The 16,829-nt window shown below is 42.3% G+C and carries 13 protein-coding genes; 5 read left to right on the top strand and 8 right to left on the bottom strand.

Annotated elements, in window-relative coordinates; all coding sequences use genetic code 11:
• Positions 1–152 precede the first annotated feature (152 nt).
• The 3 genes from AC5ZC7_RS02635 to AC5ZC7_RS02625 form a co-directional block, all read right to left on the bottom strand.
• Positions 153–1,316 (bottom strand): FecR domain-containing protein, encoded by a 1,164-nt coding sequence (locus AC5ZC7_RS02635; protein WP_496159713.1) that lies wholly within the window; start codon positions 1,314–1,316, stop codon positions 153–155.
• 85 nt (positions 1,317–1,401) lie between these two features.
• Positions 1,402–2,022: a sigma-70 family RNA polymerase sigma factor gene (locus tag AC5ZC7_RS02630; RefSeq protein WP_496159714.1), complete on the bottom strand. Its 621-nt coding sequence runs from the start codon at positions 2,020–2,022 to the stop codon at positions 1,402–1,404.
• Between the two features lie 840 nt (positions 2,023–2,862).
• Positions 2,863–3,972 (bottom strand): alpha/beta hydrolase, encoded by a 1,110-nt coding sequence (locus AC5ZC7_RS02625; RefSeq protein WP_496159715.1) that lies wholly within the window; start codon positions 3,970–3,972, stop codon positions 2,863–2,865.
• Positions 3,973–4,331: 359 nt separating this feature from the next.
• Here AC5ZC7_RS02625 and AC5ZC7_RS02620 point away from each other — a divergent pair, with 359 nt between their 5' ends.
• Positions 4,332–5,240, top strand: coding sequence for a DUF5655 domain-containing protein (locus AC5ZC7_RS02620; protein ID WP_496159716.1), 909 nt, complete (start codon positions 4,332–4,334; stop codon positions 5,238–5,240).
• Here AC5ZC7_RS02620 and AC5ZC7_RS02615 read toward each other — a convergent pair.
• The gene (locus tag AC5ZC7_RS02615; protein WP_496159717.1) at positions 5,168–5,566 is read right to left on the bottom strand and encodes a hypothetical protein; all 399 of its coding nucleotides are present in this window, start codon (positions 5,564–5,566) and stop codon (positions 5,168–5,170) included. The genes AC5ZC7_RS02620 and AC5ZC7_RS02615 overlap by 73 nt on opposite strands.
• 50 nt (positions 5,567–5,616) lie before the next feature.
• Between AC5ZC7_RS02615 and AC5ZC7_RS02610 the strand changes: the two genes are divergently transcribed.
• Complete coding sequence (locus AC5ZC7_RS02610) at positions 5,617–7,512, top strand: ATP-binding protein (RefSeq protein WP_496159718.1); 1,896 nt, start codon at positions 5,617–5,619, stop codon at positions 7,510–7,512.
• On the opposite strand, the gene AC5ZC7_RS02605 is transcribed toward AC5ZC7_RS02610, so the two are convergent.
• The 3 genes from AC5ZC7_RS02605 to AC5ZC7_RS02595 all read right to left on the bottom strand — a co-directional run bounded on the left by AC5ZC7_RS02605 (position 7,489) and on the right by AC5ZC7_RS02595 (position 10,196).
• A complete protein-coding gene (locus AC5ZC7_RS02605) occupies positions 7,489–8,400 on the bottom strand; it encodes an alpha/beta fold hydrolase (protein WP_496159719.1) in 912 nt (303 codons plus the stop codon). The genes AC5ZC7_RS02610 and AC5ZC7_RS02605 overlap by 24 nt on opposite strands.
• A 289-nt stretch (positions 8,401–8,689) precedes the next feature.
• Entirely contained in the window at positions 8,690–9,343 is a 654-nt protein-coding gene (locus tag AC5ZC7_RS02600; protein ID WP_496159720.1) for an NAD(P)-binding domain-containing protein, read from the bottom strand.
• A gap of 16 nt (positions 9,344–9,359) precedes the next feature.
• Positions 9,360–10,196 (bottom strand): MBL fold metallo-hydrolase, encoded by an 837-nt coding sequence (locus tag AC5ZC7_RS02595; RefSeq protein WP_496159721.1) that lies wholly within the window; start codon positions 10,194–10,196, stop codon positions 9,360–9,362.
• A gap of 95 nt (positions 10,197–10,291) precedes the next feature.
• On the opposite strand from AC5ZC7_RS02595, the gene AC5ZC7_RS02590 reads away from it, so the two are divergent.
• Both AC5ZC7_RS02590 and AC5ZC7_RS02585 read left to right on the top strand, forming a co-directional pair.
• A complete protein-coding gene (locus tag AC5ZC7_RS02590; RefSeq protein WP_496159722.1) occupies positions 10,292–10,666 on the top strand; it encodes a winged helix-turn-helix transcriptional regulator in 375 nt (124 codons plus the stop codon).
• A 96-nt stretch (positions 10,667–10,762) separates the two neighbouring features.
• Entirely contained in the window at positions 10,763–11,641 is an 879-nt protein-coding gene (locus tag AC5ZC7_RS02585; RefSeq protein ID WP_496159723.1) for an archaemetzincin, read from the top strand.
• Positions 11,642–11,645: 4 nt separating this feature from the next.
• Here the strand turns inward: AC5ZC7_RS02585 and AC5ZC7_RS02580 are convergent, their stop codons facing one another.
• On the bottom strand, positions 11,646–12,578 hold the full coding sequence (locus tag AC5ZC7_RS02580) for an ADP-ribosylglycohydrolase family protein (protein ID WP_496159724.1): 933 nt from the start codon (positions 12,576–12,578) through the stop codon (positions 11,646–11,648).
• Between the two features lie 999 nt (positions 12,579–13,577).
• On the opposite strand from AC5ZC7_RS02580, the gene AC5ZC7_RS02575 reads away from it, so the two are divergent.
• Positions 13,578–16,829 (top strand): SusC/RagA family TonB-linked outer membrane protein, encoded by a 3,252-nt coding sequence (locus AC5ZC7_RS02575; protein ID WP_496159725.1) that lies wholly within the window; start codon positions 13,578–13,580, stop codon positions 16,827–16,829.

Below are 16,829 nucleotides of genomic sequence, written 5' to 3'. Positions count from 1 at the left end.
CGATTGTAAAATATTACAAGACCAACCGGAAGCATTAGGCCGCTTCCGGTTTTTTGTAACGTGTAATCAGGTGCTTTTTACTCAGTCATAAATTTTGTTTTTTGTTTAATAGTGAGAATTGTGGGAGTTTTAAAGTGGCGGAATACTATAATTTAATGTGGCATGGATGTTACAATCAGTTTTTTACCCTCCTGGCGAAAATGAACGTCTGTTCCTTCTAAGATTTTTAATGCGGTTGACAAAGATCCCTGACGACTCAACACTCCTATAAATTTCCGGGTGGGCATTTTACCCTCAAATTGCACTTCTACATCATACCATCTGGCTATTTTCCTGGTAATGGTGACAATATCATCATTATCAAACTGGAACAGTCCTTTTGTCCATGCGATAGCGATATCTGTATCAACTTCTTTTTTCGTGAATTCAGTTGCCCCTTCTTCAAAGTTTGCTTCCTGACCGGGTTTGAGTATCACCGATGCCTGATTGGATTGCAGTTTAACAGCACCATCCACCAACGTAGTCAAGATCTGTTTTTCTTCCTTATAAGCACAAATATTGAAACGAGTACCCAGTACATTTACGACTATCTCTCCTACCCTTACGTTGAAAGGATGGGCGGCCTGTTGTGTCACCTCAAAATAAGCTTCTCCCGTCAGGACTACCTCTCTTTCGGCGCCCGTAAAGGCTGTCGGATAATATAAAGAGGAGGCGGCATTCAGCCACACCCTGGTTCCGTCAGGCAGGATGACTTTATACTGTCCTCCTTTTGGAGTAATCAGCGTATGATATAGCACTGCAGGCAATGCCGGCTGACCAGCTATATATTCTATCGTCCCACTGTCTCTTCCGATGATGGCATTTTCTGTTTGTCTGCCGGACATCTGACCGGTCCCGTCATCCAGGGAAACCTGGCTTCCGTTAGAGAGTTTCAGTATTGCTTTATTGGAGCCAGGCAGATGGTCGACTTTAGCCATCATTGTAGCTCCCTGCTGCTTATTTGCACTTCCAGCAAAATAATATCCCACCGCGAGCAGCAACAGTACAGCCGCTGCTACTGAAGCCCAAAGCTTCCATGCATGCAACCTTAAAAGCGGACGATCTGCCTCATCCAGCCGACGCTCCATTCTCATGGAGAATGCCTCGAGATCAGGAACAGGCTCCATTTCTTCAACACCACTTTCATCCAATGCCTTATGAAAAGTATCTGCATCCACTTCTTCCAGCCATGATCTTAACTGGATCCTTTCTTCCGGAGTCAGCACTCCGGCTTCATATTTCCTTAAAAGCGTTATTATTTTCCTTTGCTCCATCATAGTAAAGTAGAGAGTTGAAAAAGGGAAAATGATGCCTCCCGACAATGCCTTCAAAACATTTCTACATCAGTAAGACTGTTGTCCGTTAAATCTGGATACCATTTCCTGAAAAAAAATTAAAAAAAAGAGAAATTATAAGAAATATCAGCGGCCAGTCCGCATAAGTCCGCAGGTAAGACTTAATAAAATGAACAGAAGAATAGAGATTCTTTTTTACCGCGGCTCTCGACAAATCAGTCACTACCGCTATTTCATCCAGCGAGAGCCCGTTCTGCGTACTCAAAAGAAAAATTTCCCTTTTCCTGGGAGACAGTTGCTCAATGGCCTTTTGGCTTAATTGATGGTACTGGTTAAAAATAACCTCTTTCTCCACCACCTCATCTTCATGATGTATATTTAAAGACGCATGCTTAATTACTTTAAGGCGTCTCTCCTTCTGTTTGGCGATATCAAATAACCTGTTTTGAGCCATGCGGAACAGGTAGTTTTCAAAAGATTTGATATTCACTAAAGTTTCTCGCCTTTCCCATATCTTTAAAAAACAATCCTGTATGATCTCTTCTGTATCTTCCTGGTGCTGGCAAAAAAACTGCACAAACCGGGTTAACCGGAAGAAATAATGGCGATACAAACTTGAATACGCGGCCCTGTTACCAGCAGCAACTTCTTTCAATATCAACTCCTCATTTTCAAGTACCTGCTCCATCTTAACATTTTGAATTCACTGATATCATAAAAATAATGAATGGGACTAAACACCGAATCATCTATTTAAATAAAAGGTCCCTTTATGGACTTTATCATCCTATTTCTAAAATAAGCAGGCATTCAAAAAAGTTATGTAAATATCCGGAAAGAATAAGTCTCGTAAATTTCTAACTGTTGAAATTGAAAAACAAATCCAAATTTACCCTCAAATGGTACTATATTCTCAGAATGTAGGCTCAATTCACATATGATACGGCTCTTTTTTTAGAATAATGCGGCATTCAAATAATTACGGCCCGTCCAATCCCCATGAGCTTACTGCCTCATGGAAGTGCGGTCACTAATGCATTTGCATCCATCATCTGCTAATATAGTAAGATAACCCCAGCGCGCCACCGGTTGCAATATATCCAATAGTAAAATAAATGGCAGGCGTTTCAAATGCAGGATATAGTTTCTTGTAGGCCGTTATTAATTTTTCAATCCTGTGGTGCCCCTGCCAAGATACATGGTTTATATTAATTGTATTTGTTGGGTAGTGTCATTAACCGTATGTATGATATCGAATGTTTTCCAAAACAACTCTATGTCTGAAGAGTAAATATTCGTTTATGCGCGGAGCGTTGTTGTAGCAAAAGTTGCTGGCAATAAAATGGTAGCCTTTTTAATAAAGTGCATGTAATTACAGGTTACCGAAAGATATAAATTTAGCCACCATTTTGCTCACAGGCATATGAATTCAGGTAAACGATTCGTAGGCAAGTTCGAACATTGTCCCCCCTCCATAATAAGACCTTGAGTCGCTACCTCCAGCGCTAACATGTTATCTTTAAAAATATTATTTCAAATTCCTTTTAAAAAAATCAGAAGTGAGGCTGTCTACTTTTAGATGCACCTGGTGCCTGTTTACAGAAGGATCATCTACAAATGGAATCGGCGCTTCTTTTTTTAATTCGTCATTGGCTTCGCCCAACATTACATAATGCCCAACCTTGCCACCGAACTCATAGTAAGTTGAACCTTTGATCAGCTTATGATATACTCTTGCATTTTTTTTAACCGGCGCCATACTATCTGCCAGTGAGCCGGTAATAAAAACAGGTCCATGAACATCTTTAAACTGTTGTTCACGGACAAATCCCGGCCCTGTGCCCGGAGATAAAGCAAAGAAAGCCCTGATACGGTTATCTTTTAAATTGGGAACATGTTTAGTGGCCGCAATTAGCGCACTGTCATACAGTAAGCAGCCCAACCCCGGATACTCGGGAAACTCTACCTCCCGGCGGCCTATGGTGCGGTAATAATGTAGCATGACTGAATAATCAGCTATTCCACCAGCCAAAGCGATCACCGTATACCCGCCAAATGAAAAGCCTAATGCGCCAATTCTCTGTGTATCTATCACGGCATTAAAATCCTTTTCCTTCAGCAGTTGCGTAAGTGCAAAGCTGATATCCTGTGGTCTTTCCCATCCCTTCATGAATTCAACCGGGATTTTATTATCGAACGTATTACCCCAGTGATCAACCGCAGCTACCATAAAACCAGATTGCACCAAACTTTGTGCTAACCATTCCAAAGAAAGCCGGCTTCCACCCGTTCCATGTGAAATCATAATGAGGGGGCACTTACTTGTTGGCAAACTTCCGTCGCGTACCGTGTAATTGCGTAAATAAGGAGAAAACTTTTTATCACTCACTTTAAGCGTATCCGTTGTTGAATACCACACTTCCGTAACGATAGGCCGGTTACGTTTTTCATCTTTAAAATGTAAAGTACGCTGGCCTATGTTAATACCCCGCGTGTTCTGCCCCCAAACACCCAGGTGAATAAATAATAATAGTATGGTGAAAATTTTTCCATACATCCTGGTATCAGTATTCCCACTTAATTCTTTATGGATCTCTTGCAACCTCGCCACAATATCATATGCTTTACTTGTTTTCATGGTCGTTTGGTTTTAAAATTCCCTGGGTGTTCAAACTTCAATTAAAGGGTAACCTATTCTTAAATTTATGAAATTATACCATTTAACTTTATCTACATTCATTGTAGATTAAAATGCTAATTCGTCAATATATCAATATTCAGTGCATAACTGTAGCACCTGTATTCAATGCTGTCTTCCGCCTTTACAGTTGCCAAAAGCTAAGCGTCTGAATTTATTAAGCAACCTATTTGACAGCTCTACAATCCGGCATTTACATATTTACGATAGGGTCTATTTTCATTTTCCTAAGTGTTAATAAAAATAAGCTTTTATAATATATGAGTTTTCTAGTTAGAAAAAAACATTAAATTAGAAATATGATACTATACGCAAAACAAGGTAACTTATTACAAATTGTCAAAGAACATCCTTTTAAACGGGAAAAGGAAATTCAGGCCCTATTTGAAGATAACCTCGCCGTTGTTATGGGCTTGCAATTGGTAAAAAGCGAGTGTACCATAAAAAACAAACGCATAGATACACTCGCATTTGATCCGGAAACAAACGCTTTTGTAATCATTGAATATAAAAGAGACAAAAGCCATAGTGTGGTAGATCAAGGGGTATCCTATCTGAACCTGATGCTGGAATATAAAGCCGATTTTATTATTGAATATAACGAGAACCTGAAACGAAGCTTAAAACGTGATGATGTAGATTGGAGCCAAACCAGGGTGCTGTTTGTGTCTACCTCCTTTACTGACAACCAAAAACAGGCAACAAACTTCAAAGACCTGGCCATTGAATTATGGGAGATCAAATGGTATGAAAATGGTGCTGTAATTATTGACAGTATCAGAAAATCAGCAGCAGCACCAAGTATCAAACAAATTGCCACACAAAGTGAAACCTTGCAACATGTTACCAGGGAAATCAAAGTATATACCGAAGAGGATCACACCAATAATAAGTCTGATGAAGTAACGGAATTATATGAAGCCTTTAAAAATGCTATTCTTAATTTATCAGACAATATTGAACTAGTACCCAAAAAAACCTACATAGCTTTTAAGATCAAAAGCAATATTGTAGATATTGAGTTGCAGGCAAGCTCTCTTAAACTATGGATCAACCTCAGGAAAGGGGAATTAAATGATTCTCTCGGGATCATGCGGGATGTCTCTACCTTAAAAGGCCATAATGGCAATGGCGATTATGAAATAATTGTAAGAGATACCACCCATTTAGAATATATTATGAGCCTAATAAAGCAAGCCGTTGTATAAAACATCATACACATAACAAGATTAAAATACATTAACAGCTCCCATTGGATATCAATCTCTCTGTGATTGATCCAATGGGAGCTGTTAATGTATTGATGATTATTGATCGCTTTGTTATAGGTGATGGTACTATCCCATTGCCAGTAAGTGTCGCTCCATCTTTCATGTTTGGCGCGGGCATCACGGTTATAGTGGCGGATGGCTTCCTGGATATTGTGTGGCGTAAACCCAAACCAATCCTGTGCACTATAGTCGAGAGAGTAGCTGGAGCGAATGTCCAATCCTTCTATAAAGCCATCATCTGTTCCGGGAATGACCGGCGCCATCAGATACTATTCTATATCAATATTTTGAACTCATCATTAATTATATTATTTTGTTAGAAACGATATCCTTGAAAGTACTTGCCTGCCTTGTTTTGTTGTTGATTTTTTCCTGCACGGTGTATAGTCAGGAAGAAGTGGTTCATTCTCTCCAGAAAGCGCTGCCGGTTGTTACCGACAGCACCCAATACGTAGATATACTCAATAAAATAAGTACCCTGTCTTATGAGCAGGATGCGGATACCACCTTGATCTATGGAAGAAAAGCCCGGGAAATAGCCTACAGGATCGACTATGCCAAAGGATTGGCTGACGCTACCAACAATCTCGCTATCTACTTTGATATAAAAGGAAACAGTGAGCTCGCCCTGCGCTACTATGGCGATGCCTATAATCAATACAGCGTCATCAACGATTCTTCCAACCAGGTACAGGTGCTGATGAATATTGCCATGGTGTATAACACCAATGGCAATTCTGAAAAGTCGTTGCAACATTTCAAAAGAGCCATGGATCTCGGCGCCACGCTGAGCAATGATTCCATCATGTCACTGGTCATTTATAATTTCGTGCTGGAATATCCACAACAGGTTCCCGCTGACTCAACAGACCAGTACATTCATAAAATAATCAGCATCGCTCAAAAACACCATGATACCCGCGTGCTGCTGGCGGTGAAACAACTACAGGCCAACAGGCTGTTGGAAAAAAAGGATACTGCCAATGGCATCCAGCTACTGGAAGACGCATTATCGGGAGGGCTGCGTGAAAAGCTGTATTTTATGAGCCTCGATATCGTCATCGAGCTGGCAGATTTATATGCCAGGTCAGATTCCGCCAAAGCCGTTCATTTTTACGAACAGGGGTTAAATATCACCAAAGCCAAAAAATACAGAAGCTACGAGTTAGATTTAGATAACAGGCTGTATCAATTTTATATCGACCGAAACGACCAGCAAAAAGCATATGAATATAGTACCGCACTGGTAGCGCTTTACCGGGCAAAAAAGGAACTGGAAAACCAATCCGGTATTGATTATATCAGCTATGCCCTCAAAGATCAACAACTTGAAATAATTCGGGAAGAAAAAGTGTATGTCAACCGCTTGTTATGGCTCGTGGGCATTGCCTGCCTGCTGGCTGGAGCGATTATCTACCTGCTTTGGCGAAACAAAAGAAGAAATGCCCGGGTGCATGCCACGCTGGAAAAACAATATCAACAACTCACCACTATCTCCACCGCATTAGAGGCCGGTAATAAAAATTATGCCCGGCTCATCAGGGTGGTAGCACACGATTTACGCAACCCCATAGGGGCTATCAATGCTTTTACCGGTATGATGCTGGATAGCCCGCCAGCTACCTGGGAAAGAGAATGGATAGCCCTGATTGATCAGGCCAGCAAAGGGTGTTTGCAATTAATTACGGATTTACTGGAAACAGATTTCAATATCGGCAACCAACCGTTGCAGAAAGAAGAAGTAGATGTAATTTCCCTCATACAAGAATCAACACAATTATTAGCCTATCGTGCCGGGGAGAAAAACCAGACATTAATTGCTCCCAAAACAGCGCCGTCCTTTATCCAGGCAGACAAACGAAAACTATTACGGGTGATGGATAACCTCATAGGCAATGCCATCAAATTCAGTCCTGAAGGGGCCACTATTGAAATAACGGTGGCAACAACAACTGACCACCATCCCGGTATTCTCACCATATCGGTACGCGACAATGGTATAGGTATTCCACCCGAGATGGCGGCCAGGATATTTGAACCTTTTGAAAGTAATGTTAAGCGGAAGGGCACTTCCGGGGAGCCCTCCTTTGGCCTTGGATTGTACATCTGCCGACAGATTGTTGAAGCACATGATGGCCGTATCTGGTTTGAAAGCCAACCCGGAAAGGGATCAACATTCTATATGTCATTTCAGCAAAAGAAAATCTAACACGGTCTTTTCGAATGCTGCTTTAGCCTCTATATTCGACAGGTGAACAACCGGCATCATCACCAATTTCGAATGAGGAATTGTCCGGGCAATTAATTTACCATGTTCGGGAGGGGTAGCCCTGTCATTTGTTCCCCCAATAATCAGGGTAGGAGTGGTAATCAGCGATATGGCCTGGCGGAGATCCGCATCCCGGACAGCTGCAAATGTACCCGCCAAACCACGGGGAGGCGTGGCAAGTATCATCGCGCGAAACCTCGCTACTACCGCCGGGTCAAAATCTTCCTGGAACCAGTTATGGATAAACATAGCCCCATACGGTTCAAGGCTACCGCCGCTACGCAGGTACTGAATCTGTTCATTAAAATATTTTTCAGGGCCCATGTAAGAAGAGGTATTGGACAGTACCAGCTTATTGATACGGGAGGGCGTATGAATACCCAGCCATTGCCCAATCCATCCACCTAACGACAAACCCAAAAAATCTACCTTGTTAATATGGAGTGAATCCAATAAACTGACCAGATCCATCGCCATCCGGTCTACGGAATAATCTCCTTCCGGTGCATCAGAAACGCCGCTGCCGCGGGTATCAAACCTCAGCACGCGGAAGTATTGTGTAAATGCGGGGATCTGATCATCCCACATATGCATATCCGTGGCCATAGAATTAGCCAGTACCAATACAGGTTTGTCTGCTGAGCCATTGAGCTGATAGGCAATCTTAACGCCGTCGCCGGTTGTAAAATATTGCACGTTGTCGGTAGTGCTCTGTGCATTCGTGTGTGTCATTACCTGGTTATTTGATGCCTGTTGACGGCTTTGACTAAATCCCGTGTGTAGATTAGTGAAGAGCAGTGCAAAACCCAGGCTGGTATATTTACTCATGTTTGACATAAAATATTTTATACAAAGCTAGTAACACCGGCTTGCTTCCACCAGTCAAAAACAAAGGTTTCTTCCGTAACTTTTCAGGTTCTTTGGATACTTACTATACAAAAGAGGGACAAATCATTTACATGATTTGTCCCTCTTTAACCTATTAACAGCTAACGGTCATCTACTTCCCGACAGCATGTAATTTATAAAAATCTAACGCCGGATCTGTTAAAGTTGATTTACAAAAAAAGGATTGTCTCCGCTATACAGAGACAATCCCTTAACATGTTATAATACCCTATCTTACTATTTTAAATCCTATATGACCATTCTTTGTAGCCATATACACGCTCAACCAAACCGGCAGCATCATTTCTGTAGACCGGGCATGTTCAATATTTCCCAGGTCAATGGTATCATGCCATCCAAACTGTTGCAATATTTCCATCACAGTAGCTTTGGCAGCTGCATTATTTCCGGCCAGCAGCATGGTAGCATCTCCTCCGCATTTGCTGGCATCTACCATTACTTCACAGTTCACGATATTAAGCGTTTTCACTACCTGCGTATCCGGCAAAAAATGCTGCAGGGCCTCACCCAATGAATTAGTATTGCACAACTCCGGGATTAATACCGGAAGCTTACCGGGAATAAACTGAAGCGGGTTGCTGACATCTATTAACACCTTATTCCGAAGCTGATCAACGCCTGCCTGCTTCATCACTTCCAGGGACATTTCTCCCTGTGTGCAGTTAAAAAGGATATCACCAAAGGCTGCCGCCGACGCAAAGGTACCTATGCTGGCATTAGCCCCATTTGCTTTTGCCCAGGCCAGGCCTTTTTCATTATCGGCCGTTCTGGAGCCCATCATTACTTTATATCCCAGTTGAATCAGCTTAGTGGCAATCGTATTACCTACCATACCTGTTCCCAGTACACCTATACTTTTCATATCTTATTTAATTTTTTTACGGATGATGATTACCTGCGAGTTCTTTCCCAACACGGTCTGCAGAAAGACTTACCATAAACTGGCAGCCATAATCAGGGAACGAAGATAACATCACCTGCTCAAATTGTTTCCGGCTGTTGTCATCAAAAACACCAGTCCCTTTGGTGGCTTTTAATACTTCCGAACAATACCGGAGGAAGTATGCCCGCTGTTTGTCGAAATCCTTGATATCACATACCGGTCCGTGTCCTACATGAAAGGCGCTATAATCTTTCAATACCGGGGCTAAAGTTTCCAGGTTGCCCAGCCAGCGTAAGATACCGCCGTCATTCATGTAAGTATGATTGTTTTTGTATAACAGATCGCCAACAAAAGCGGTCTTGTTTTCATCTTCCAGTAGCCAGATGGAGTTGGCGTCGCAATCTCCTCCTGCGCCAATATCCAGCACGGAGAATGTTAAACCGCCAATGCGTACCTGGTCACCGTTATTGACTAATTCCGTAGGATAGGACCATTGCGGGATCCATTCCTCACCAAACATACCAGACCATTGTGCATGCTTTGCCTGTTCTGTATCCAGCATCAGTTGTTTTACAGCGGGTACTGCAAATACGGGGATATCCTGTTGTTGTTTAACGTGCCAGGTACCCGCTACGTGATCCGGATGGCCATGCGTAAGAATAATACCTGCCACTGGTTTCCCCAGTGCATCGGCCTGTTGCCGCAATGCGATGCTGTCGCTCTTTGTAAGGGTAGTATCTACCACTACCAGTTCATTAGCTCCTTCCACGATGAAGGCATTTACCTTTAACATCGGTTCCTGTGAGGTATAAGTATGAATTCTTGTTTTCATTTTCTAAATTTGAATAATTATTAAGAGCACCAAAAGTAAATTGATTCTGTATTGTGCGCAATAACTGTCAATTCTGACAGGTACAAAAAAATAGTATGATCATTAACGGCAAAAAATTTGGGTTCAGGCTTCATGGGAAAACCTACCACTGTGCCATGGACATTACCATGGATTATATTGGGGGGAAATGGAAAAGTGTGATCCTGTGGTACCTGCGAAACAGTACCATGCGCTTTACGGAAATACGACAACGTATACCGGATATTACAGAAAAGATGTTAAGCCTTCAGTTAAAAACCCTGGAAGAAGATGGCCTGATACAGCGGGAATCCTTCGGTACCAAGCCACCGCTACGGGTAGAATATTCTTTAACGCCATTTGGAAAAACCCTGATTGCTCCGCTCGAAAGTATTGCCCAATGGGGGCGGGAACTGGGTGAAACAGAAGGAACCATGGAAGAAATGGAATAATATTTACCGGAAACATTTCACTTGATTAGTTCGCTGTTTCTGCGTGTAAATTCATACTATATAGTTAACCTGGATATACTCCAAAACCTATACCTGATGAAACAACTGCTGTTACTGTTATTATGCATGTTGGTATCCTGCCAATACAACGCCGAAAAAGATCCGGTAATACGCCCCCAGTCCGGGTATTTCAGGGCCATTGCCCATAATGATATTCAACTCACTACTCCCCTGGAAGGCGAATGGCTTTTTGATCACAAAGAAAAGGGACAAACTTTTGAAGCTTATAAAAAAGCGAATCCGGTAAAGCCAACACCCCACCAATCTGTTATTTACCTATTGCCGGTAGGGGAATTTACTGCGCTACAGCAAAAAGCGTTATCGCTTACCCGTGAGTATGTGGCTATTTTCTTTCAACTGGAAACCGTGTTGTTGAAGCCTGTATCAGATACGGGTGTACCAGGACGTATACAAACCGATCATTTCCAGCTACTGGCTCCTTATATAGTAGATACTTTGCTGGCAGGCCAGGTACCGGCCAACGGTATTGCATTCATGGCGATCAGTGCAAAAGATCTTTATCCTAAACCATCGTGGAACTATGTATTTGGCCAGGCTTCTTATACCAAGAGAGTGGGTGTTACTTCTATTTACCGCCTACAAAACGAGCAGCTGGACACGACCAATTTCCTGCAATGCATAAGGAGGCTTACTAATATATCTTCCCATGAAATAGGACATATGCTATCCTTACACCATTGTACTTTTGCAAGATGTGTAATGAATGGAACAAACAGTTTAGCCGAAACAGATAACAACCCCAATCGCCTTTGCAGCGATTGCCAGAAAAAGTTATACTGGAATATCCGGTATGATAATAAAAAAAGACTCCGGCAATTAATCGACTTTTGTGAGCGCCATAGATTGCAAAGGAATTGGGAATTATTACAGGCAGATAACAAGGCAATAGAGTAAGCTGTTAATGCATATGTTGCGTCATTCTATCCGCCAGTTGCAGGATGTCTTCCCGGCGGGCCAATGCTGCTATCCACTTCTCCGGAATTCCTTCCAGGCCATAGATCAGTGCAGCCAGGCCACCTGTTACGGCGCCGGTGGTATCTGTATCGCGGCCTAAATTAACGGCTTTTAAAACAGCGTCTGTATAATTGTCGGTGGTAAGAATACACCAGATCGCAGCTTCCAATGTATGCAGCACATAGCCCCCACTGTTAATGGTGGTAGTGGCTACAAAATGAATATCTTCTTTAAACAGCCGGTTAAATTTCGCTATCTCGTCACGATGAATACCTTGTTCCGCAATGAACCCGGGCAGGGTTTGCTGAAGCGCGTGATATACTTCAAACTTATCTTTCTTCAACAAAATTTGCCGGGCAAATTCCAGGTAATAAAAGCAAGCAACGACCGCACGCATGTGGCCATGGGTAAGCGAAGAAACGTCTTTCGTGATTTCGAATCGCTCTGCCATATTTTTATCTTTTATATAAAATAATAATGGCAAAATCCTCATCAACGATCCATTCCCGTTTTCAGACTCATAAAATCCTCCTGCCTTAGTGGGAGAAATTCCTTTTGCGAGTCGCTCTATGGATTCTTGTGTAGTGATGCCTATATCAAACACAACGCCATGCGGTGTCCAGAAGCTTTTATAGCGCCAATCAATAAAGTATTGCGCCAGTTGTTGCAAACTAAAATCGACAGTCAATGCTTCTGCCAGGCAAAATGCGAGGGAGCTGTCGTCCGACCAGGTACCGGCCGGTTGCTGATGTGATCCAAAACTCCTCATATCTGTTACAGGATCACGTTCCAGTCCTTCCCGCTCTCTGAATTCTACCGGTACGCCGAGGGCGTCTCCAACTGCCAGTCCTACTAATGCTGCTTTAATCTGGTTCATAACGGGAAGATAATAAGGCGGGCATTAAAAGCCAAAAGGATCATTCATTTACTGTATCCGTTCCCGTAGTAGGATATAACCCCAAAGTGGTACGCCTTCTTCTGAAATATAAACAATTTATTATCAATAATTTACGCTGAAACCCTTGCTACGGCAGATTAAATTATCCTGATGTTATTTTTTTGCTAATAAAGGCTTATCTTAGTGTATCGAAAGAGGTTTTACTTGTTAAAAAAAGAAAATCATTTATCGGTTTAAACGAACTTTCGCAGAGCAAGTCAAAGTCGCAGTAAAGCTTAGAGAAAACAGAGAGAAGGTAAACAAGTATCAGTATTTTATTTATCAACAAAACAGAATCTAAAATCGGCAAGAGATGTTTCCAATTGATGAAATGTCCTGCGTGTAACCACTACCAAAATTTGAATACCAAAGAAATCGCACTCAATAATAGCAAATCAATCAACTTTCGCTATTAATTACTGGCAGTGTTATTACCATTTTAACCTAGCAGACGAGACGACAAACGTAACCTTGAAGGTAGCCGTGCATTTAGCCACTGCATTGCTTTTTATTGCTTATGAGAATTGGCTTATGAGAATTTATATTGCTTGTGAGAAAATTGTCTACGCATTAAAAGCAGTACCTCCACTTACGCTTGTGTAGTCTACCATATAACCTTTATGCACAACAAAACATCGCCTTCATCATTGCAGGCAATTGTTGTATAAAGTTGTTTATGGACTTACTGTAAACCGGCAACTTATTCGGATAAAAATTCAGCTCAAAAGCTGTAGTGACAGTGCTATGTCTTTATGCAAAGCATCACTGTAAGGAATAACAACAACAATTAATCATAAGACCGCGCTAATCTCTAAATGATCAATCAATGATCCCATTTTACAACACATTATCACCCTCTAATGGCCCACCTCATCACGAGTTGCATATGCCAGCACGACTAAAAAATTTATTAAACAATCCACAACCAAAATCAAGTTTATGATGAAAAAGACAACTCATCTCATTATTTACATCTCGGGCGCCCATAAGGAATCCAAAAGAGCTTTCCGCAAAGCTTTCCTGGCGCTGGTTATGTTAATAGTGCCCTTACTGACTTTTGCCCAGCAAAAGATTACCGGTAAAGTGACGGCGCAGGAAGATGGATCTGCATTACCGGGTGTAAGCGTGAGAATTAAAAACTCGAGCACCGGTACCGCTACAGATCCTAAAGGAAACTACTCCTTAACTGCGTCACAAGGCGATGTCCTGGTATTTACCTTCATTGGTTACACTGACCAGGAAATACCTGTTACCGGTGCCACTAAATACAATGTGTCTTTACAGGCGGTTCGCACCTCCCTCACAGAAATTGTGGTAACAGGTCAGGGTGTGAAAAGAGAGAAAAGAAGTCTCGGTTACGCCGTAGCTACCATTAACAAAGAAGACATCGGTGACAACACCAGTCCCATCAATGCCTTAACCGGTAAAGTTGCCGGTTTGAGCATCACCTCCGGATACGCACCAGGTGCGTCTTCCAGGATCACACTCCGCGGTCCTACCTCTTTCAGTGGTAATAACCAACCGGTATTTGTGATCGATGGTATCCCGGTAAGTAACGATAACATCCGCAACACCGACTTCCTGAACGACCAGGTAGACTATGGTAACAGAGGTAACGATATCAACCCGAACGACATCGAAAGCATTACGGTGCTGAAAGGCCCCGGAGCTGCCGCTTTATATGGTAGCATTGCTTCTAACGGTGCCATCCTGATCACTACCAAGAAAGGAAAGAAAAACTCTCCGGCCCAGATTAACTTCAGCAGCGCCTATCAGCTGTCCAGCATTCTGAAATATCCTACTTTCCAGAACCAGTTTGGGGAAGGTAACCTGGACGGTATCCCTAACGACAGAAGAGAAAACTTCAGCTGGGGTGATCCATTTGATGGTAAAGAAAGACCTTTCGGACAAATAATTAATGGAAAGCAACAATTAAAGAAATACGAAGCCATTCCTAATAACGTAAAAGATTTCTTTGATAAAGGTCAAACCTTTAATAACAACCTGACCGTGTCCGGCGGTAATGAGAAATCAACTTACTTCTTATCCGTAGGCGCCTTAAACAACAAAGGCATTATTCCTACTACGAACTATAATAAATATAGCGTAAGGGTGAGTGGTTCTTCTGAATTCTCTGAAAAGTTCTCCAGCCAGGCATCTGTGGGATATACCAATATCTCCAGCCAGTTACCACTGGGTGGACAAACTAACTCTACTTACGCCTCTATATTCCAGCAACCAAGGGATGCTCCTATCGTTGACTTCAAAGATCTGAGCAATCCGTATAATGGTACCTTTACCGGTGCGGACGGTACTAATTACTATGGATACTATGGCGCCTATACCAAAAACCCTTACTTCCTGCTACAGAACTACAAAAACAATAACACGGTAGAACGTGTGCAGGGAACCGTTTCACTGAGCTACAAACCAGTTGCCGGACTGGATATCACCGAACGTATCGGTGCAGATATCTACAGCGACCGCAGGTATGAAAAAGGAGCCAAATACTTCTTTGTTCCTTTTGATCCGTTTTATAACGGTAATAACTGGAGCGACAATGGTAAGTATTCGCAGGATGTTAACAACTACAGCCAGATTAACCATGACCTGATCATTACTTACACCAAGGCGTTGACCAAAGATTTCAATATGAAATTATTGGGTGGTAACAACGTACGGATGATCACCAATAACGAGCTCTTTGCAGCTACCAATACCGCAGGTTTGATAGTACCCGATTTCTATAACCTGGATAACTCCAAGGGACCTATCAATTCTACCAATGCGCTGACACAAAGAAGACTGTACGGTTTTTATGGAGAAGCTGACTTCGATTATAAGAATATGCTCTTCCTGGGTGGAACTATCCGTAACGATATTTCTTCTACCCTGCCCACCCACAATAACTCTTACATATATCCCAGCGTAAACGGTGCCTTCGTTTTCTCTGAGCTGTACAAAGACAAAGCCTTCAGCGATGTACTCAGCTTCGGTAAAGTAAGACTCAGTTACGCGAAAGTAGGTGCGGATGCGCCTCCTTACCGCTTACAGACAACTTACACCAAAACAGATATCAGCGCAGACTTTGGTGAAATCGTGTTCCCGATTAGCAGCAATAACAACACCATTCCTGGTTTCGCACATCGTACCCTGATCGGAAATCCAAACCTGAAACCAGAGTTTACGTCTTCTTTTGAAATAGGAACAGAGTTGTCTTTCCTTAAAAACATGATCAACCTGGATGTTACTTACTACAACACTAAGTCAACCAACCAGATTGTGGACGTTCCTATTCCTAACAGCTCCGGTTTTGGTTTCACTACTATGAACGTAGGACAAATGACCAACAAAGGGCTGGAAGTTAGCTTAAGGGCTACACCGGTTAATACTTCCTATGGCTTACGCGTAGAACTGTTTGGAACATTCAGCCATTTGGATAACAAAGTAAATGACATCAACGGCGACCTGGACCAGGTAGCTATTTCCGGTGGTATCAGTGGTACTACTGCCATGTCGCAGGTAGCTGCCAAAGGAAAAAAATATGGTACTTTCTATGGTACCGGCCTGAAGGTAGATGCAGCTGGTCACGTGGTGATAGACAAGTCAACAGGATTACCAATTGCCAATGCTACCCGCTACTTTGGCTCTTATTTGCCTGACTACATGGCTTCCCTGGGTGCTAATATTTCCTACAAAGGATTCATGCTGAAATTCCTGTTTGATACCAAACAAGGTGGTGTATTCTATTCCAATACCAAGAGTTTGATTGACTTTGGTGGATATGCCCTGGAAACTGCACAGAATAACAGGCAGGATTATGTATTCCCGAACTCCGTTTATGACGATGGTACTGGTAAAATGGTTCCAAACACCAGCATCAAATTCCATCCGTATAATTACTGGACCAATGTAAAACCAGCAGGAGAAGATATCATAGACGCCAGTTACATCAAACTGCGTGAGGCTTCCATTGGTTACACATTCAGCCAGTCTATGTTAAGGCATACACCTTTCACTAAATTAGGAATAGTGCTCTACGGTAATAACCTCTTCCTGTGGGTACCAAGCTCCAACAAATTTGCTGATCCGGAAATCAACGGTCAGGGAGCCAGTAACGTACAGGGATATGAGTTCTTATCCAACCCATCCCTCAGAAACATGGGTATTAAAGTGGACGTATCATTCTAA

This window comes from Chitinophaga sp. 9-1-y (assembly GCF_059511905.2).
This window is presented reverse-complemented; position numbering and strand designations above follow the sequence as displayed.